Raw genomic sequence first — 19,216 nt, 5'->3', positions numbered from 1 at the left:
CCGCGGCGCGCCGATCGGCGGACGAGGCGGCCGGGCGCTGCGTGGTTGTGTGTCCGCGTGAGCATCGAGACCGCCGCCCCGCCGGGGCTGGAGTGCGTGCAGGTCAGCAAGACCTTCGGATCCGTGACGGCGCTGGACCACCTCAGCGTGACGTTCTCCGCGCCCGCGACCGGGCTGCTCGGCGCGAACGGCGCCGGCAAGTCCACCCTCCTGCGCACCGCGCTCGGCCTCGCCCGGCCGGACTCGGGGCAGCTGCGCGTCCTCGGCCTCGACGCCGTCGCCGACCGCCGCGAGGTCCGCCGCCGGGTCGGCTACATGCCCGAGCACCCGTGCCTGCCCGCGGACCTGTCCGCGCAGGACGTGTGCGTGCAGCTCGCCCGGATGCGCGGCCTGGGGCGGCGCGACGCGGTGCGCCGCACCAGCGAGGTCCTGTTCGCGGTCGGGCTGGAGGAGGAGCGCCGCCGCCCGGTGGGCTCCTACTCCCTCGGCATGCAGCAGCGCACCAAGCTGGCGCAGGCCCTCGTGCACGGCCCCGACCTGGTCCTGCTCGACGAGCCGACCTCGGGCCTCGACCCGGCGGGGCGCGAGGAGATGCTGACCATCGTGCGGCGGCTGTCCGCCGACCTGGGCATCCGCGTCATCGCCAGCTCCCACGTGCTGGAGGACATCGAGCGCACCTGCGACGAGGTCGTCGTCCTGCGCTCGGGAGCCCTCGCGGCGCAGCGCCCCGTCTTGGTGGAGCAGGCGCTCACGGGTCCCGTGGACCTCCTGGTCTCCGGCGACGTGGGGGAGTTCGCCCGCGCGCTGGAGCCGCTGCTCGCCCCGCTGGGCATCCGCGTCGCCCCCACGGCGACCGGGGACATCGGCCTCAACCGCAGCTCCGACGCCGCGCTCGACGTGGTGCGCGACCTGGCCGCCGAGCGCGGGGTCGGCCTGCGCCACCTCGTGCCCGCGGCCCGCGGGCTCGAGGACGTCGTCGTCGACGCCATGGGGGTGCACGGTGGCTGAGGACCTCGCCGGAACGTCGCAGGAGGTGGGGCCCCGCGCCGTCCTGCACGACATCCGCTACTCCCGCTACAGCGGCTCGCTGCGCCCGCGCTCCTCGGCGGTCGCGAGCTTCGTGGCCTCCAGCGTCCGGCGCCCGCTCGGCCTGCGCCGCAGCGCGGGCTCGAAGGTCTGGCCGTTCCTGCTGCTCGCCGTGGCCTACCTGCCGGCGCTCGCCGTCGTGGCGGTGCCGCTGCTCGTGCCGCAGGTGACGCTGCAGCCCACCGAGCTCATCAGCTACCCGAACCTGCTGGCCACCAACGGGGTCGTGCTGCTGGCCTTCGTCGCCACGGCCATCCCCTCGATGCTGACGCGCGACCGGCGCGACCGGGTCCTCGCCCTGTACTTCGCGACGGCGGTGTCGTGGCTGGAGTACCTCGTCGGCACGGCGCTCGCGGCGCTGTCGCTGCTCGCGCTCATCGTGCTAGGCCCGATGCTCGTGCTGTTCGTGGGCTCGATCGCCACGGCGGACGACCCGGGGCGGTGGATCGCGGACAACATCGGCGACCTGCCGCGCATCGTGCTGGCCGCGGCCGTGGTCGTCGTCTTCCACACGGTGCTGGGGCTGCTCGTCGGCTCGCTCACCTCGCGGCGCGTGTTCGCGGTCGGCGGCTACCTCGCGGTCGTGCTCGTCGCGCCGGTGGTCACGGTCCTGCTCTCCACCGTCCTCTCCGACGAGTGGCCGCTCGCGCTGGACCCGGCCAGCGGGCCGATCCGGCTCGCGGCGGCGATCGTCGACGGCACGGTCAGCGGCCCGGGCGGTCTCGCCTGGGTGGTCTGGACGGCCGTCGTCGTCGGCGGCTCCCTGGTCGTCGCGGCCCGCTACTCCCGCGGGAGCGACGCGTGAGCGCCGTGGTGGAGCTGACCGGGGTCAGCAAGTGGTTCGGCGACACGGTGGCGCTCTCGGACGTGTCCTTCGCGCTCGGGGCCGGCGTCACGGGCCTGCTCGGGCACAACGGAGCCGGCAAGTCGACGGCCCTGTCGCTGCTCGCGGGGTTCAGCCGCCCGAGCCAGGGCAGCGTGCGGGTGCTCGGCGTCGACCCGCACACCGACGCGGGCGTGAACCGCGGCCTCGGTGTCGTCTCCGACGGGGAGGGCACGTGGGCCCACGCCAGCGCGCGCTCGCAGGTGGAGTTCCTGGCCCGCCAGCGCGGGGTGCGCGACCCGCGGGCCGCGGCGCGCGCCGCGCTGGCCCGGGTGGGCCTGACCGAGGCCGCCGACCGGCGCGTCGGCGGCTACTCCAAGGGCATGCGGCAGCGCGTGAAGCTGGCGCAGGCCCTCGTGCACGACCCGCAGGTGCTGCTGCTGGACGAACCGCTGAACGGCCTCGACCCGGCGCAGCGCCGGGCCGACGTCGACCTGGTCGCGGCGCTGGGCGCGGAGGGCCGCACGGTCCTCGTCTCCTCCCACGTGCTGGCCGAGGTCGAGCGGATGGCGGGGCGGGTCCTCGTCGTCGTCAACGGCCGCCTCGTCGCCGAGGGGGAGCCCGCGGGCATCCGCGACCTCCTCGTCGACCGCCCGCGCACGCTGCGCCTGGACGGCACGCGCGTCGCCGAGCTCGCCGGCCTGCTGCTGGCCGAGGGGCTCGTGGTCGCCGTGCGCACCGACCCGGACGGGCGGGGCGTCGTGGTGGAGACCCCGCGCGGGGCCGGGCTGGCCGACGCCGTGCCCGTGCTGGCCCGCCGGGCCGGCGCGACCCTGCGGCGGGTCGAGCCCGTCGGGGAGGACCTGGAGAGCACGTTCGCGCACCTCGTGCGCGCCGCGAGAGGAGCAGGTCGCTGATGGGCACCACGCTGTTCGGCTTCAGCCTGCGGGGCATCCTGCTCCGCGGCCGCACCGCGGCCTTCGCGGCGCTGCCCCTGCTCGTCGCGGTCGTGGCGGTGGTCGTGATCGCCGTGACCAGCGTGGCCGGCCGCTACGGCGTGCAGTCCACGCTGACGGCGACCCTGCTCACGGGCCTCGTCGTGCCGATCGTCGCGCTCGTGCTGGGGATCGGGGCGTTCGGCGACGACCGCGACAGCCGCACCCTGCCGCTGCTGCGCGGCGTGGCGCGGCCCCGCTGGCACCTCGTCGTCGCCCGGTTCACGGCGGCGTGGCTGTCCACGTTCCTCGTCGTCCTGCCCGCGAGCCTCGCGTGCATGGCGGTCGGGATCTCGATCAACCTGCCGGTGGGGCACGTCGTCGGCGGGATCCTGCTCGCCACCGCGCTGACGTCCGCGGCCTACACCGGGGTGTTCGTCCTGCTCTCGCTCGTGACCCGCCGCGGGCTGCTCGCGGGGCTCGCCTACGTGGTGCTGTGGGAGACGTTCCTGGCCGGGCTCGCGCCCGCGCTGCGCGGTCTCTCGATCGGTTCCTACGGCCGGCGCGTGGCCACGCTGGCCATCCCGGGCGACGTCCCGGTCGGCACGGTGGCGACCACGGGCGTCACGACGTCGGTCGTCGTGCTCGCCGCGGTGGCCGTCGTGTCGGTGGTCCTGAGCTCGATCCGCCTGCAGCGCATGGACGTCGGCTAGGCGGCGGCCCCGGTCCCGGGGGGCGGGGCGTCGTGGGATCGCGGGGGCGGTTGCCCCCGGTTACCGTTGAACCGTGGACCATCCCGCTGCCGGACGCAGCACCCCGTACCCCCTCGGCCTGACCCTCCGCCCGGACGGCCTCAACGCCGCCGTGTACTCCGAGACCGCCGACGCGGTCGACGTCGCCGTCTTCGACGACGACGGGAAGGAGACGCGGCACCGGCTGGAGCAGCGGACCGGGCACGTCTTCCACGGCCTCGTCCCCGGTGGTGTCGGCACCCGCTACGGGCTGCGCGTGCACGGGGAGTGGGAGCCGGCCGAAGGCCTGCGCCACAACGCCGCCAAGCTCCTGCTGGACCCGTACGCCCAGGCCGTCGAGGGCCAGTGGGGGGCCGGGGAGGAGACCTTCGGCCACCGCTTCGACGACCCCGAGGAGCGCAACGACGCCGACTCCGCGCCGTCCGTGCCGCGCGGCGTGGTCGTCGACCCGGCCTTCGACTGGGAGGGCGACGAGGCGCCGCGCACCCCGACGGAGGAGACCGTCGTCTACGAGGTCCACGTCAAGGGGTTCACGCAGCTGCACCCGGACGTGCCCGAGGAGGTGCGGGGCACCTACGCGGGTCTCGCGCACCCGGCCGCGATCAAGCACCTCACCGACCTCGGCGTCACCGCGGTGGAGCTCCTGCCGGTGCACCAGTTCGTGCAGGACTCGCACCTGCTCGAGAAGGGGCTGCGCAACTACTGGGGCTACAACTCCATCGGGTTCTTCGCGCCCCATAACGAGTACAGCTCCGCCGGTGACGGCGGCGGTCAGGTCGCCGAGTTCAAGGCGATGGTCAAGGCGCTGCACGCCGCGGGCCTCGAGGTGATCCTCGACGTGGTCTACAACCACACCGCCGAGGGCAACCACCTGGGCCCGACGCTGTCGCTGAAGGGCATCGACAACGGCTCCTACTACCGCGTCGTCGAGGAGGAGCCGGAGAACTACTTCGACACCACCGGCACCGGCAACAGCCTCAACGTGTCCCACCCCGCTGCGCTGCAGCTGATCCTCGACTCGCTGCGCTACTGGGTGACCGAGATGCACGTCGACGGGTTCCGCTTCGACCTCGCGACCACCCTGACGCGCCAGTGGGGCGAGGCGCACGCGCACAGCGCCTTCCTCGACATCGTCCACCAGGACCCGGTGCTCGCCCCGGTCAAGCTGATCGCCGAGCCGTGGGACACGCAGGGCTACCAGGTCGGTGGGTTCCCGGCGCGCTGGGCGGAGTGGAACGGCAAGTACCGCGACGACGTGCGCGACTTCTGGCGCGGCGAGGGCTCCCTCGGCGCCCTCACCCAGCGGATCACCGGCAGCCCCGACGTGTACGAGGCCGACCGCCGCTCCCCGCTGTCGAGCGTCAACTTCATCACCGCCCACGACGGCTTCACCCTCGCGGACCTCACGGCCTACGACGAGAAGCACAACGACGCCAACGGCGAGGACGGCAACGACGGCGAGAGCGACAACCGCTCCTGGGGCGGTGGGGCGGAGGGTCCCACCGACGACGAGGCCGTGAACGCGCTGCGCGAGCGCCAGCGCCGCAACCTCATGACCACCCTGCTGCTGTCGGCCGGGATCCCGATGATCCTCGGCGGTGACGAGCTGGGCCGGACGCAGGGCGGCAACAACAACGCCTACTGCCAGGACGACGAGATCTCCTGGTTCGACTGGGCGGCGGTGGACACCGACCTGCTCGGCTACACCCGCGAGCTGCTGACGCTGCGCCGCGAGACGCCGGCCCTGCGGGCGCGGCGCTACCGCGGCAACGGCGAGGACGGCAGCCTCGACGCGGTCCTCGCCCTGCGGGCGGACGGCAAGCCGATGACACAGGACGAGTGGGACGACGGCAACGCCCGCGCCTACGGCATGCAGTTCAGCGCCGAGGACTCGGCGACCGTGCTGCTGCTGGTCAACGGCGCGACCAACCCCGTCGAGTTCAGCGTCCCGCCGGCCCCGGCCGGCGCGTGGAAGCTGGTCGTCTCCTCCGACCCGCAGCAGGAGGTCGGCCGCGAGGTCTCCGACCTGCTCGTGGGCGAGTGGTCGACCACGGTGCTGCGCTCGGCCTGAGCCCGGCGGTCCCACCGCGACGACGACGCCCTCCTCCCCGAGCACGGGGAGGAGGGCGTCGTCGCGTGTGCGCGTACCCGTCAGAGGTCGCGGGCCGCGCCCTGGCTCGGCAGGGCCGAGAGGAACTGCGGCGCCCGCAGCCCCGCCTCGGCGAAGGCCGCGGCCACGGCGCGCGCGACGGGCTGCACGGCGTCGACCTCGACGAGGGCGATGGCCGAGCCGCCGAAGCCGCCGCCCGTCATGCGGGCCGCGAGGGCACCCGCCGAGCGCGCCGTGTCCACCGCGAGGTCCAGCTCGCGGCAGGACACCTCGTAGTCGTGGCGCAGCGACTCGTGCGAGGCGTCGAGCAGGCCGGCGATCTCCCGCTCGCGGCCCGCGCGCAGCAGCTCCGCGGTGCGGCGCACCCGGTCGATCTCGGTGACGACGTGGCGCACGCGTCGGCGCAGCTCGTCGTCGCCGAGGCGCTCCAGCGCCTCGTCGAGGTGCGCGGGGTCGACCTCGCGCAGCGTGGGCACGCCGAGCAGCTCGCAGGCCCGCTCGACGCTGGCCCGCCGGGCGCCGTACTCGCCGCCCGCGTGGGAGTGCTCGGCGCGGGTGTCCATCACGAGCAGCGCGAGGCCCGCCGCGGCCAGGTCCAGCGGGACCTGCTGCACCGTGTCGTCGCGGGTGTCGAGCAGGATGCCGCCGCCCTCGGTGCAGCGCAGCGACGCGGCCTGGTCCATGCCGCCCGTCGGGGCGCCCGCGACCTCGTTCTCGGCCTGCACGCACGCCCCGGCCAGGACGGCGCGGCCCGCGTCGTCCAGCGGCAGCCCGGCCAGCTCACCGAGGGCGACGGCCACGGCGCACTCCAGCGCGGCGGACGACGAGAGCCCCGAGCCCAGCGGCACGTGGCCGTCCACGACGGCGTCGAACCCGCCGCTGATCGCGGAGCCGGTGAGGCCGCGCTCCCACATCGCCCACGGGACGCCGGCGACGTAGGCGGCCCAGCCCTGCGGCGACCCGGGCCCGACCTCGTGCAGGGACACCTCGGCGCCGGCGCCGGCCTGCAGCGAGCTGACCCGCACGACCCCGTCGGTGCGGGGCCGCAGCGCCACGAAGGTGCGGTGCGGCAGGGCCAGGGGCAGGCAGAGGCCCCCGGTGTAGTCGACGTGCTCGCCGATGAGGTTCACCCGTCCGGGCGCCGACCAGACCCCGGCGGGCTCGCCGCCGTGGGCGTCGCGGAAGGCGGCCGCCACCCCGGCCGCGGCCTCGGCGCGCTCCGGCGCGGGGGAGAACTCGGGACCGGACGGCGTCGCCGTGGACCCGTCGTCGTGCGTGCTCACTGCGAGACCTCCCGCAGCCGGGCGGCGACCCGCTCCGGCGTCGTGTCGTTGACCCAGGCGGCCATGGCGGACTCCGACCCGGCCAGGTACTTGACCTTGCCGGGACCGCGCAGCACCGAGAACACCTGCAGGTGCAGGCGGAACTCGTCGCGGCCGGTGTGCACGGGGGCCTGGTGCCACCCGGCGATGTAGGGCAGGGGGTGGTCGTCGGGGTAGTAGCGGTCCAGGCGCTGCAGCAGGTCCAGGTACGCCGTGACCAGGTCGGCCCGCTCGGCGTCGTCCAGGGCCGGCAGGTCCGGGACGTCGCGGCGCGGCGCGAGGTGGACCTCGACGGGCCAGCGCGCGGCCGCCGGGACGTACGCCGTCCAGTGCTCGGTCTCGAGCACGACGCGGGTCCCCGAGCGGCGCTCGGCGTCCAGGACGTCGCGGAACAGGTTGCGGCCCGTGGCCTCCCGGTGCTCCGCGGCCCGGCGCAGCATGGTCGCGGTGCGCGGCGTGACGAAGGGGTAGCCGTAGATCTGCCCGTGCGGGTGCGGCAGCGTCACGCCGATCTCCGGGCCGCGGTTCTCGAAGCAGAAGACCTGCTCGACGCCGTCGACCTGCGCGAGCGCCTCGGTGCGGTCCACCCACGCCTCGACGACCGTGCGCGCGCGGTGCGGGCTGAGCTGGGAGAAGGACCCGCTGGGCTCGGACGTGAAGCAGATGACCTCGCAGCGCCCCGTCGCGGGGCGCGTCGGGTAGACCTCCTCGCCGTCGACGAGGCCGAACTCGCCCCCGATGCGGGTGGAGAAGGAGGGGAAGCGGTTCTCGAAGACGACGACGTCGTAGCTGGAGTCGGCGATCTCGGTGGGGAACCTCCCCGGCAGCGTCGGGGCGAGCGGGTCCTCGTCCGGGGGCGGCATGAGGGTGCGGTCGTTGCGGTGCGAGGCCATGGCGATCCAGTCGCCGGTCAGCGGGTCGTAGCGGACCTGCGACCCGCCGCGGACGACCTCGTCGGCCGGGGGCAGCGGGCGGTGGTCGACGGCGTCGCGCACGGCGTCGCCCGACAGCCACGGCTCGGTGTCGTCGAAGTACAGCAGCTCGCGACCGTCGGCCATCCGGGTCGAGGTGCGGCGGAAGGCGTGCGGGCTCACAGGTGGTTCTCCTCCGTGGTGTGCGCCAGCAGCAGCCTGCCGACGCGGTCGGTGACGACGGCACGGGCGTCGTCCGGCAGTCCGGTGTCCGTCACGAGGACGTCGACGTCGTCCAGGTCGGCGATCGAGCTGAGCCCGACGACCCCCCACTTGGTGGAGTCGGCGACCACGACCACCGACGAGGCCGCCGCCATGAGGGCGCGGTCGGTCTCGCCCTCGACGAGGTTCGGGGTGGTCAGGCCGGCGCCCGGGGCGATGCCGTGCACCCCCAGGAACAGCCAGTCGACGTGCAGCGACTCGAGGCTGCGCACGGCCACGGGCCCGACGAGCGCGTCGGAGGGGGTGCGGATGCCGCCGCACAGGATGACGGTGCGGTCGCGGCGGGCGGGCTCGTGCAGCGCCTCGGCCACGGGCGGGGAGTTGGTGACGACGGTGAGGTCGAGGACGTCGCGCAGGGCCAGCGCGACCTCGACCGTGGTGGTGCCGGCCGACAGCGCGACGGAGGCGCCGGGCTCGACGAGGCTCGCGGCCAGCGCCCCGATGGCGCGCTTCTCCGCCTGCTGCAGAGCGGACTTGGCGGCGAAGCCGGGCTCGTCGCTGCTGCGCGCGTCGGTGGAGGCCGCGCCGCCGTGGACCCGGTCCACCAGCCCGCGGCGGGACAGCTGGGCGATGTCGCGGCGCACCGTCATGTCGGAGACGCCCAGGCGGTCGACGAGCTCCGAGACGCGGACGCTGCCGCGCGACCTGACCTGCTCGAGGATCAGGTCCTGGCGCTGTCGTGCGAGCACGGCGTCCACCCTCCCACGGCAGGGTCGCCCGGGGACGTCCACGGGCCTCGGCAGCACTGCACCGAGGCAGGATGACGAGTCTTCCACAGCCAAGTCAACAGCGCTGAACACGGTTGCACATTCGTGATGTCCGAGTCTGCGCGATTCGCTTGACAGAGATCGTGGGGCACCTCAGTCTCGGTCCTGCCCCTGCGCGATCGTGTGCACGGGTACCGGGGCGCCGACGCCCCCGAACGACGAAGGAGTCGCCATGACCCGCCCCTCCACGCAGGACGAGTACCTCGCCGGCCTGATCCCCGACTCCGTGCGCGCCACGTCGTTCAGCCGACGCGGCCTGCTGCGCGGCTCGCTGCTCGCCGGCGGCATCCCCGCCCTCCTCGCCGCCTGCGGCGACGGTGGCGGCACCACCGGTGGTGGCGGTGGCGGCGGCGCCCAGGTCACCCTCGGGTCGAACTTCTCCGACCCGGTCCCGGTCAAGGCCATGGACGCGATGGTCGCCGCGGCGCAGAAGGCCCAGGGCATCACCGTGAAGGTGAACAAGGTCGACCACACGACCTTCCAGAACAACATCAACAACTACCTGCAGGGCAGCCCGGACGACGTCTTCTCCTGGTTCGCCGGCTACCGGATGCGCTTCTTCGCGGGCCAGGGCCTCGCGGGCGACATCTCCGACGTGTGGGAGACCATCGGCGGCGACTACACCGACGCCTTCAAGAAGGCCTCCACCGGTGACGACGGCAAGCAGTACCTCGTGCCGACGACCTACGGCCCGTGGGCCGTCTTCTACCGCAAGTCGCTGTGGGCGGAGAAGGGCTACCAGGCCCCCACGACCCTCGACGAGATGACCGCGCTGTCCAAGCAGATGCAGACCGACGGCCTCGTCCCGCTCGCCTTCGCCGACAAGGAGGGCTGGCCGGCGATGGGCACGTTCGACCAGCTCAACATGCGCATCAACGGCTACCAGTTCCACGTCGACCTGATGGCCGGCAAGGAGGCCTGGACCGACCAGAAGGTCAAGACGGTCTTCGACACCTGGCGCTCGCTGATCCCCTACCACCAGACCGACGCCCTCGGCCGGACCTGGCAGGAGGCGGCCACCGGGGTCGTCAACAAGACCTCCGGCATGATGGTCATCGGCTCCTTCATCGGTCAGCAGTTCCCGGACACCGACCAGGAGGACATCGACTTCTTCAACTTCCCGGAGGTCGACCCGGCCGTCGGCGCCGACGCGGTCGAGGCCCCCCTGGACGGGTTCATGATGTCCAAGCGCCCCCGCGAGGAGGAGGGCGCGAAGAAGCTGCTCACCTTCTTCGGCTCGCCGGAGGACGGCGAGGTGCAGACCAAGGCCGACCCCTCGGGCATCGCGGCGAACACCAAGTCCGACCAGTCCGGGTACACGACGCTGCAGAAGAAGTGCGCGGAGTTCGTGGGCAGCGCCAAGTCCATCTCGCAGTTCATGGACCGCGACACGCGCCCGGACTTCGCCTCCACCGTCATGATCCCCTCGCTGCAGACCTTCCTGCAGAACCCGGCGGACATCGACGGCCTGGTCAACTCGATCGAGAGCCAGAAGAAGAGCATCTTCGCCTCGTGATGACCCGCCGGACCCGTCCCGACCTGTCCTGCACCGCACTGCCCCGCACCGACCACGGAGGTCGTCGTGTCGTCTCCTGACCTGCCCCTGGTGGCGCCCCAGACGGCGCAGCCACCACCCCGCGGGGGTTCGCACACCGGTGCCGCGAAGTCGGGCCGGGTCCGGCGCCTCAGCGGCTCGGACCGGATCGTCGTCGTCCTCATGGTGGCGATCCCGACCCTGATCGTCGTCGGCCTCATCTGGCTGCCCGCGATCGCGTCCGTGCTGCTGTCGTTCACCAACTGGAACGGCATCGGCGGCCTGTCCGACATCAAGGTCGTCGGGCTGAAGAACTACACCGACGTCTTCACCATCTACCCGCCCTTCAAGCCGGCGGTGGAGCACAACCTGCTCTGGCTCGTGGTGATGTTCGTGGTGGCGACGCCGCTGGGCATCTTCTTCGCGGTGCTCATCGACAAGGACCTCAAGGGCAGCCGGTTCTACCAGACCGCGCTGTACCTGCCGGTCGTGCTGTCGCTGGCGCTGATCGGCTTCATCTGGCAGCTCATGTACTCCCGCGACCAGGGCCTCATCAACGCCGTGCTGGGCACGCAGGTCGACTTCTACGGCGACCCGAAGTGGAACATCTGGGCGGCGCTGTTCGCGACGTGCTGGCGGCAGGTCGGCTACGTCATGCTCCTCTACTTGGCGGGCCTGAAGGGTGTGGACGCCTCGCTCAAGGAGGCCGCCCAGATGGACGGCGCCACCGAGGTCCAGACCTTCTTCCGGATCGTCTTCCCCGTGATGCGGCCCATCAACATCATCGTGCTCGTCATCACGGTCATCGAGTCGCTGCGCGCCTTCGACCTCGTCTGGGTCATCAACCAGGGCCGCAACGGCCTGGAGCTGCTGGCCACGCTCGTGACGCAGAACATCGTCGGTGAGGCGAGCCGCATCGGCTTCGGCTCGGCCCTGGCCACGATCATGCTGCTCATCTCGCTGGTGTTCATCAGCATCTACCTGAACGTCATCATGCGGGAGGACGAACGATGAGCACCTCCACCGCCCAGGCCGCCCGGCGTCGCACCGAGAGCGCGCCGGACCAGGCCCGTCGCCCGCTCACGCCGGCGCGCGTCGTGCTGTACGTCTTCCTGGTCGCCGCCTCCGTGCTGTGGCTGTTCCCGCTGCTGTGGGCCCTGTTCAACTCCTTCCGCGACTACAGCTACACGCAGGCGAACGGCTACCTGTCCTTCGGCGGGTTCACGCTGCACAACTACACCGAGGCGTGGGCTCAGGGCGACTTCGGCCAGCACTTCCTCAACTCGGTGATCATCACGGTGCCGTCCGTCGTCCTGGCGCTGCTGCTGGCCTCCTCGATCGGCTTCGTGGTCGCCCGGTTCAACTTCAAGTTCAACCTGGCGCTGCTGGGCCTGTTCACGGCGGCGAACCTGCTGCCGCCGCAGGCCCTGCTGATCCCGCTCTACCGGCTCTTCCGCTCGGTCGAGGTGCCCTACTGGTTCAGCTACTCGGGCACCCTGCTCGACAGCTACTGGGCGCTGATCATCGTCAACACGGCCTTCCAGACCGGCTTCTGCGCCTTCGTGCTGAGCAACTACATGAAGACGCTGCCGTACGAGCTGTACGAGGCCGCGCAGGTCGACGGCCTGAGCGTGCTGCGGCAGTGGTGGCAGATCACCCTGCCGCTGTGCCGGCCGGCGCTGGCGGCCCTGGCGGTCCTCGAGATCACCTGGATCTACAACGAGTTCTTCTGGGCCACCGTGCTGCTGCAGTCCGGGGACAAGTTCCCGATCACCAGCTCGCTGAACAACCTCAAGGGCCAGTTCTTCACCGACTACAACCTGCTGTCGGCGGGCTCGGTGCTCGTGGCCCTGCCGGTGCTCGTGGTCTTCTTCGCCCTGCAGAAGCAGTTCGTCTCGGGGCTGACCCTCGGCGCCACCAAGGGCTGAGGCACCCACCCCGAGGGGGGGGACGACGACGGCCGGCTGGATCCTCCAGCCGGCCGTCGTCGTGCGTGTGGGGTGCTGCTCAGGGGCGCGGGGTCTCCGCCACGACGGCGCTGGCCCCGGGGGCCAGGTGCAGCGTGCCGTCGACGTCGGCGCCCGAGACGGCGTCCACGCCGCTCACCCGGACCGTCGCGGTCTCCTCGCCGTGGTTCAGGGCGAAGAGCCAGCTGCGGCCCGTCGTCGCGTCGCGGCGGCGCACGACGTCGACGAACCCCGTCGCCGGGGCCGCGGGGGCGACGCCGCCCGCGGCGCAGACCGCCTGCAGCAGACCGTCGAGGGCCTCGTCGTCCAGCGTGGTGCCCACGTACCAGGCGGCGCCGCCGCCGGGCAGGGCGCGGCGCGTGAGGGCGGGGGAGCCCGCCACGGCGCCGTCGCCGTAGGAGGCCAGGACCTCGACGTCGGCGGCCACCGTGGCGCGCTCGGACCACACCTCGCCCGTGGACCCGTCGTCCAGGGCGGTGCCGACGCCCTCGAGCAGCGGGTGGAACTCCTCGACCCGCACGCCCAGCAGGTCGCGGAACGCGCCGGGGTAGCCGCCCAGGCGCACGCGGACCCGCTCGTCGACGGTGCCGGACAGGTACGTCACGACGACCTGCGCGCCGGCCTCGGCCGCCGCGGTGACGGCCGCGGCCGTGGCGTCGTCGCACAGGTACAGCGTGGGCACCACGACGACGCGGTAGCGCGCCAGCACCTCGGCCAGGTCGTCGGGGTGGGCGCCGACGGCGACGACGTCGGCCGTGGTCTGCCGCTCGCACAGCAGGCGGTGCACCTGGTGGGCGACGTCGAGGTGGCCCACGCGGGCCGACGGCAGCGTCGGGGCCTCCAGGGCCCAGGCGTTCTGGTAGTCCACGAGGACGGCGACGTCGGCCTCGACGTCGCTGCCGCGCACGTCGGCCAGGCGCTGCAGGACCGCGCCCAGCTCCACGACCTCGCGGAAGCGGTCGCTGTCGCGGCCCGCGTGCGGAACCATCCCGGAGTGCCACTGCTCGGCGCCGCCGGAGCTGGCGCGCCACTGGAAGAACATCACGCCGTCGGCGCCGCGGGCCACGTGCGCGAGGGAGTCGCGCAGCATCTCACCCGGCGCCTTGGCGACGTTGACGGGCTGCCAGTTCACGGCGCTCGTGGAGTGCTCCATGAGCAGCCACGGGCCGCCCGCGACGCCGCGGGTCATGTCCGCGGCGAAGGCCAGCTCGGCGCGGGGGTCGCCGAGGGCGTGCACGAGGTAGTGGTCGTTGGACACGACGTCCTGCTCGCGGGCCCAGCGGCCGTAGTCCATGGCCGTCTGGCCGGCCGAGACCATGAAGTTGGTCGTGGTCGGCACGTCGGGGGTGACCCGGCGCAGGACGGCCTGCTCGGCCAGGTGCTGGCCCAGCAGCTCGTCGGAGGAGAACCGGGCGAAGTCGAGGGCGTGCGCGGGGTTCGGGAACGAGCTCGACAGCGCGGGCACCTGCACCTGGTCGAACGACGTGTAGTGCTGGCTCCAGAACGCCGTGGCCCACGCGTCGTTCAGCGCGTCCACGCCGGAGTAGCGGCGCTGCAGCCACTCCCGGAACGCGGCGGCGCTCACGTCGCAGTAGCAGCGAGCGTTGTGGCAGCCCAGCTCGTTGCTGATGTGCCACAGGCGCAGCGCCGGGTGGCTCCCGTAGCGGGTGGCCAGCGCCTCGACCAGGGCGAGCGAGCGCTCCCGGTACACCGGCGAGCTGGGGCACCAGCTCTGCCGGCTGCCGAACGTGTGGCGGCGGCCGTCGTGGTCGACGGGCAGCACCTCGGGCCACCGCTGCGACATCCACGCCGGCGGCGAGGCCGTCGCCGTGGCGAGGTCGACCCCGATGCCTGCGCCGTGCAGGTCGTCGAGGACCCGGTCCAGCCAGCCGAAGTCGTAGCGACCCGGCTCCGGTTCGAGCAGGCCCCAGGAGAAGATGCCGACCGAGACCAGCGTGACGCCGGCCTCGCGCATCAGCTCGAGGTCCTCGCACCGCACCTGCTCGGGCCACTGCTCGGGGTTGTAGTCCGCACCGAACGCGATGCCGTCCTCAGTCCAGTTCCGCACGCGCCCAGCATGGCAGCAGGCCGTCGCCCGGGACGCCGACGCGACGAACAGGATCGAACACATCTTGACATCCGGAAACACCGCGGGGAGGGTTCCCCGGTGACCGACGACAGCGCCGCCGCCCGGACCAGCAGCACCGCCACCTGGATCGAGGAGCACACCCCGTCGCGGGGGGCGCTGCCCGCGCGCGCGTGGCTGCGCTCCGACGCCCCGCGGGTGGACCTGAACGGTTCCTGGCGCTTCCGGCTGTCCCCGCGCGCCGACGTGCCCCTGGACGCCACGGGCCCGGGGTTCGACGACAGCGCGTGGGACCGGATCACCGTCCCGGGCCACTGGCAGCTGCAGGGCCACGGCTCGCCGGCCTACACCAACGTCACCTACCCGTTCCCCCTCGAGCCGCCCTTCGTGCCGGCGGAGAACCCCACGGGCGACTACCGGCGCACCTTCGGCCTGCCGTCCGGTGAGGGCCGGGTCGTCCTGCGCTTCGAGGGCGTCGACTCCGCGTTCTCCGTGCACGTCGACGGCACCGAGGTCGGCCGCTCGGTCGGCAGCCGCCTGCCGGTGGAGTTCGACGTCACCGACGCCCTCGCCGCGGGGGAGGAGCACCAGCTCGCGGTGCGCGTGCACCAGTGGTCCTCCGGCAGCTACCTCGAGGACCAGGACATGTGGTGGCTCTCGGGCATCTTCCGCGACGTGGCGCTGCTGCGCCGCCCCGCGGGCGGCGTCGACGACGTGTTCTGCCACGCGGGCTTCGCCGACGGCGCGGGCACCCTGCGGGTCGACGTCGCCACCCGCGACGGGGCCGCGGCCCGCGTGCTGGTGCCCGAGCTGGGCCTGGACCTCGCCGCGGGCGAGGAGGCCGCCGTGCCCGGCGCCCAGCCGTGGTCGGCCGAGGTCCCGCGCCTGTACGACGCCGAGGTCGTGACGGGCACCGAGCGGATCGCCCTGCGGATCGGCTTCCGCACGGTCGCGATCGTCGACGGCGTGTTCACCGTCAACGGCCTGCCGGTCACCCTGCACGGCGTCAACCGCCACGAGGCGCACCCCGACCGCGGCCGCAGCGTCACCCGGCAGGACATGCTCGACGACGTCCTGCTCATGAAGCGGCACAACGTCGACGCGGTCCGCACGAGCCACTACCCGCCGCACCCGGAGTTCCTCGAGCTGTGCGACGAGTTCGGCCTCTGGGTCGTCGACGAGTGCGACCTCGAGACCCACGGGTTCTTCTTCGTCGACTGGCGCGACAACCCCTCCGACGACCCGCGGTGGGCCGACGCGATGGTCGACCGCATGCGCCGCACCGTGGAGCGCGACAAGAACCACCCCAGCATCGTGCTGTGGTCGCTGGGCAACGAGAGCGGCACGGGGCAGAACCTGGCCGCCATGGCCCGCTGGACGCGCGAGCGCGACGGGTCGCGGCCGATCCACTACGAGCACGACTGGTCCTGCCCCGACGTCGACGTGTACTCCCGCATGTACGCCGACCACGCCGAGACCGCGGCCATCGCGACCCGCACGGAGGAGCCGCTCGCGGACGCCGAGGCCGACGCCCGCCGCCGCGCGATGCCCTTCGTGCAGTGCGAGTACGCGCACGCCATGGGCGTCGGGCCCGGCGGTCTGGAGGAGTACCAGGAGATCTTCGACTCCTCCGAGCGCTGCATGGGCGGGTTCGTCTGGGAGTGGATCGACCACGGCCTGCGCCAGCGCGACGAGGTCGGCCGGCAGCGCTTCGCCTACGGCGGCGACTTCGGCGAGGACGTCCACGACGGCAACTTCGTCGCCGACGGGCTCGTGTTCCCCGACCGCGCGCCCTCGCCCGGGCTGCTGGACTACGCGGCCGTCGTCGCCCCGGCCCGCTTCAGCGTCGAGGACACCGCGGCCGGGCGGCTCCGCCTGACCAACCGCTACAACGTCGTGTCGCTGGAGCACCTGGAGCTCGTCGCCACCGTCGAGGACGGGGGCGAGCTGCGCGCCACGGCGAGCTGGGCGGCACCAGCCCTGGCCCCCGGGGAGTCCGTCCTGCTCGACGTGCCGGCCGAGCTGCTCGAGCTGGGTCCGGCCGCGACCGAGCGCTGGCTCACCGTGCGCGCCGTCCTGAGCGCCGGCACCCGGTGGGCGTCGGCCGGTCACGTCGTCGGCACCGGGCAGGTCCAGCTCGATGCCGGCCCCGCGCAGGAGCCCGCGGCGGACGGGCCGGCCCGCACGGCCCCGCGCCGCGAGCAGGGCGACCTGCTCGTCGGGCCCGCGCGCCTGGACGCCCGCACGGGCGACCTGCTGGCCCTCGGCGACCTCGCGGTCGGCGAGGCCCGCCTGGACCTCTGGCGCGCGCCGACGGACAACGACGCCGGCATGCACGGCGACCCGCTGGCCGGCCCGTGGCGCGAGCTGCGCCTGGACCGGCTGCGCCACCGCACCACCGCGGTGGAGGTCACCGGCGACGCGGTCGTCGTGCGCAGCCGCGTCGCCCCGCCCGGGACCGACCTCGGCTGGGTCACCACCTACCGCTGGAGCGCCGTCGAGGGCGGCGTGCGCGTCGACGTCGACGTGGTGCCCGAGGGGGAGATGACCGTCCCGCTGCCCCGCCTGGGGCTGCGGCTGCGGCTGCCCCGCCACCTCGCCGACGTGACGTGGTTCGGCCGCGGCCCGGGTGAGGCGTACGCGGACACGGGGTACGGCACGCGGGTGGGCCGCTTCACGGCGTCCGTCGACGCGCTGCAGACGCCGTACGTCTTCCCGCAGGAGAACGGCCAGCGCGCCGACGTGCGCTGGGCCGAGCTGACGGGCGCGGGTCCCGGCCTGCGCGTCGAGGGCCTGCCCACGACCGGGCTGACCGCCCGCCGCTGGAGCACCGCGCAGCTCGACGCGGCCCGGCACACCGTCGAGCTCAGCGACGAGGGGTCCGTCTGGGTGCACCTCGACGCCGCCCAGCAGGGCATCGGCACCGGCTCCTGCGGCCCCGGCGCCCTGCCGCAGTACCGGCTCGCCTCCGCGCCCACCAGCTTCGGCGTCGTCCTGCGCCCGCTGGGTGCGACGGGTGACGCGACGGGTGACGGGGCACCCGCCCGCGACTGGCAGACTGAGACGCATGGTTGAGGAGGCCCGCCCGCGGCTGCTGTCCGGCATGCAGCCCACGTCGGACTCGCTGCACCTCGGCAACTACCTCGGGGCGCTGACCCAGTGGGTGGCGCTGCAGGACTCCCACGACGCCCTGTACTGCGTCGTGGACCTGCACGCCCTCACCGTGGCCCCCGAGCCGGCCGCGCTGCGCGAGCGGACCCGCCGCACCGCGGCGCAGTACCTGGCCGGGGGGGTGGACCCGCAGCGCTCGGCGCTGTTCGTGCAGAGCCACGTGCCCGCGCACGCCGAGCTGGCCTGGGTGCTCAGCTGCCTCACGGGGTTCGGCGAGGCCAGCCGGATGACGCAGTTCAAGGACAAGTCCGCCAAGCAGGGCAACGAGGGCACGACCGTCGGGCTGTTCACCTACCCGGTGCTCATGGCGGCCGACATCCTGCTCTACCAGGCGGCCGAGGTGCCGGTCGGCGAGGACCAGCGCCAGCACCTGGAGCTGACGCGCGACCTCGCCCAGCGCTTCAACAGCCGCTTCGGGCAGACCTTCGTGGTCCCGAAGCCGTACATCCTCAAGGAGACCGGCAAGGTCTTCGACCTGCAGGAGCCGGGCGCCAAGATGAGCAAGACGTCGTCGTCGCCGGGCGGCATCGTCGACGTCATGGACGACCCGAAGGTGACGGCCAAGAAGATCCGCTCGGCCGTGACCGACACGGGCCGCGAGGTGCGCTTCGACCTCGCGGAGAAGCCGGGCGTCTCCAACCTGCTGAGCATCCACTCCGCGCTGTCCGGGCGCAGCGTCGCCGAGCTCGAGCAGGACTTCGCGGGCCGCGGCTACGGCGACCTCAAGAAGGAGCTCGCGGAGGTCGTCGCCGACGTCCTGGGCCCCGTGCGCGAGCGCACGCTGGAGCTGCTGGGCGACCCGGGCACCCTCGACGACATCCTCGCCGACGGCGCCCGCCGGGCGAACGCCATCGCCGAGGACACCCTCGCCCTCGTGTACGACCGCGTGGGCCTCGTGGGCCGGAGGCGGTGAACGGGCTGCGCTCCGCGCTGGCGGCGCCGACGATCGGCATCTCGATCGCCGTGCCGGAGCCGCACGCGGCCGACCTGGCGGCGTGGCGCAAGGCCTTCGGCGACCCGCTGGCCGACCAGGTCCCGCCGCACATCACGCTGCTGCCGCCCAGCGCCCTGCCGCGCACCCGGTTCCGCGCGGCGCGCCGACACCTGCGCGACACGGCGTCCCGGCTGGCGCCGTTCGAGGTGCACCTGCGGGGGACGGCGACGTTCCGCCCGGTGTCTCCGGTGGTCTTCGTCCCGCTGTCGCGCGGCATCTCCGAGTGCGAGCTGCTGCAGGCCGCGATCCGCTCGGGCCCGCTGGAGCGCGACCTGTCCTTCCCGTACCACCCGCACGTGACCGTCGCCCACGACGTGGACGAGGCGAACCTGGACCGTGCCGAGCTCACCTTGCGCGACTGGGAGGCGACCTTCACGGTGAGGGGGTTCAGCCTCTACGAGCACGGCGCCGACGGCGTGTGGCGCCCCCGGGAGGACTTCGCCTTCGGCGAGGCGTAGCCGACGACGACCCAGGCG

15 protein-coding genes are annotated in these 19,216 nt (G+C 73.5%); 11 read left to right on the top strand and 4 right to left on the bottom strand.

The features are described 5' to 3' along the window. The first annotated feature begins 57 nt into the window (after positions 1-57). The 5 genes from F1544_RS09425 (at position 58) to glgX (ending at position 5,667) form a co-directional block, all read left to right on the top strand. Positions 58-1,008: an ABC transporter ATP-binding protein gene (locus F1544_RS09425; RefSeq protein ID WP_167584553.1), complete on the top strand. Its 951-nt coding sequence runs from the start codon at positions 58-60 to the stop codon at positions 1,006-1,008. After that, positions 1,001-1,891: a hypothetical protein gene (locus tag F1544_RS26265; RefSeq protein ID WP_167584550.1), complete on the top strand. Its 891-nt coding sequence runs from the start codon at positions 1,001-1,003 to the stop codon at positions 1,889-1,891. The genes F1544_RS09425 and F1544_RS26265 overlap by 8 nt, the downstream gene beginning before the upstream one ends. Next, positions 1,888-2,826: an ABC transporter ATP-binding protein gene (locus F1544_RS26260; protein ID WP_167584547.1), complete on the top strand. Its 939-nt coding sequence runs from the start codon at positions 1,888-1,890 to the stop codon at positions 2,824-2,826. The genes F1544_RS26265 and F1544_RS26260 overlap by 4 nt, the downstream gene beginning before the upstream one ends. Further along, positions 2,826-3,557, top strand: coding sequence for an ABC transporter permease (locus F1544_RS09410; protein ID WP_167584545.1), 732 nt, complete (start codon positions 2,826-2,828; stop codon positions 3,555-3,557). The genes F1544_RS26260 and F1544_RS09410 overlap by 1 nt, the downstream gene beginning before the upstream one ends. 73 nt (positions 3,558-3,630) lie before the next feature. Next, positions 3,631-5,667 carry a glycogen debranching protein GlgX gene (gene glgX / locus F1544_RS09405; RefSeq protein WP_167584543.1) on the top strand — a complete coding sequence of 679 codons (2,037 nt, stop codon included), beginning with the start codon at positions 3,631-3,633 and terminating at the stop codon, positions 5,665-5,667. 80 nt (positions 5,668-5,747) lie between these two features. Here the strand turns inward: glgX and galK are convergent, their stop codons facing one another. From galK to F1544_RS09390, 3 genes are read right to left on the bottom strand one after another with little or no spacing between them, the layout of a single operon-like run. Continuing rightward, positions 5,748-6,989, bottom strand: coding sequence for a galactokinase (gene galK, locus F1544_RS09400; RefSeq protein ID WP_308469972.1), 1,242 nt, complete (start codon positions 6,987-6,989; stop codon positions 5,748-5,750). Continuing rightward, positions 6,986-8,086: a galactose-1-phosphate uridylyltransferase gene (gene galT / locus F1544_RS09395; RefSeq protein WP_167584629.1), complete on the bottom strand. Its 1,101-nt coding sequence runs from the start codon at positions 8,084-8,086 to the stop codon at positions 6,986-6,988. Before galT ends, galK begins: the two co-directional genes overlap by 4 nt. Positions 8,087-8,118: 32 nt before the next feature. Beyond that, the gene (locus F1544_RS09390; RefSeq protein WP_167584541.1) at positions 8,119-8,910 is read right to left on the bottom strand and encodes a DeoR/GlpR family DNA-binding transcription regulator; all 792 of its coding nucleotides are present in this window, start codon (positions 8,908-8,910) and stop codon (positions 8,119-8,121) included. A gap of 250 nt (positions 8,911-9,160) precedes the next feature. Here F1544_RS09390 and F1544_RS09385 point away from each other — a divergent pair, with 250 nt between their 5' ends. From F1544_RS09385 to F1544_RS09375, 3 genes are all read left to right on the top strand, one after another. Beyond that, entirely contained in the window at positions 9,161-10,504 is a 1,344-nt protein-coding gene (locus tag F1544_RS09385; protein ID WP_167584539.1) for an ABC transporter substrate-binding protein, read from the top strand. A 66-nt stretch (positions 10,505-10,570) separates the two neighbouring features. Beyond that, positions 10,571-11,536 carry a carbohydrate ABC transporter permease gene (locus tag F1544_RS09380; protein ID WP_308469970.1) on the top strand — a complete coding sequence of 322 codons (966 nt, stop codon included), beginning with the start codon at positions 10,571-10,573 and terminating at the stop codon, positions 11,534-11,536. Continuing rightward, positions 11,533-12,450 carry a carbohydrate ABC transporter permease gene (locus tag F1544_RS09375; protein WP_167584537.1) on the top strand — a complete coding sequence of 306 codons (918 nt, stop codon included), beginning with the start codon at positions 11,533-11,535 and terminating at the stop codon, positions 12,448-12,450. Before F1544_RS09380 ends, F1544_RS09375 begins: the two co-directional genes overlap by 4 nt. 79 nt (positions 12,451-12,529) lie before the next feature. On the opposite strand, the gene F1544_RS09370 is transcribed toward F1544_RS09375, so the two are convergent. Then, positions 12,530-14,557, bottom strand: coding sequence for a beta-galactosidase (locus F1544_RS09370; protein ID WP_167584535.1), 2,028 nt, complete (start codon positions 14,555-14,557; stop codon positions 12,530-12,532). A 9-nt stretch (positions 14,558-14,566) separates the two neighbouring features. Here F1544_RS09370 and F1544_RS09365 point away from each other — a divergent pair, with 9 nt between their 5' ends. From F1544_RS09365 to F1544_RS09355, 3 genes are read left to right on the top strand one after another with little or no spacing between them, the layout of a single operon-like run. Next, entirely contained in the window at positions 14,567-17,650 is a 3,084-nt protein-coding gene (locus tag F1544_RS09365) for a glycoside hydrolase family 2 TIM barrel-domain containing protein (RefSeq protein WP_167584533.1), read from the top strand. Further along, positions 17,643-18,659, top strand: coding sequence for a tryptophan--tRNA ligase (trpS, locus tag F1544_RS09360; protein WP_167584531.1), 1,017 nt, complete (start codon positions 17,643-17,645; stop codon positions 18,657-18,659). Before F1544_RS09365 ends, trpS begins: the two co-directional genes overlap by 8 nt. After that, entirely contained in the window at positions 18,656-19,198 is a 543-nt protein-coding gene (locus F1544_RS09355; protein ID WP_308469968.1) for a 2'-5' RNA ligase family protein, read from the top strand. Before trpS ends, F1544_RS09355 begins: the two co-directional genes overlap by 4 nt. Positions 19,199-19,216 lie beyond the last annotated feature (18 nt).

It is taken from the genome of Kineococcus rubinsiae (assembly GCF_011839805.1).
GTDB classification, from domain to species: Bacteria; Actinomycetota; Actinomycetes; order Actinomycetales; family Kineococcaceae; genus Kineococcus; species Kineococcus rubinsiae.
This window is presented reverse-complemented; position numbering and strand designations above follow the sequence as displayed.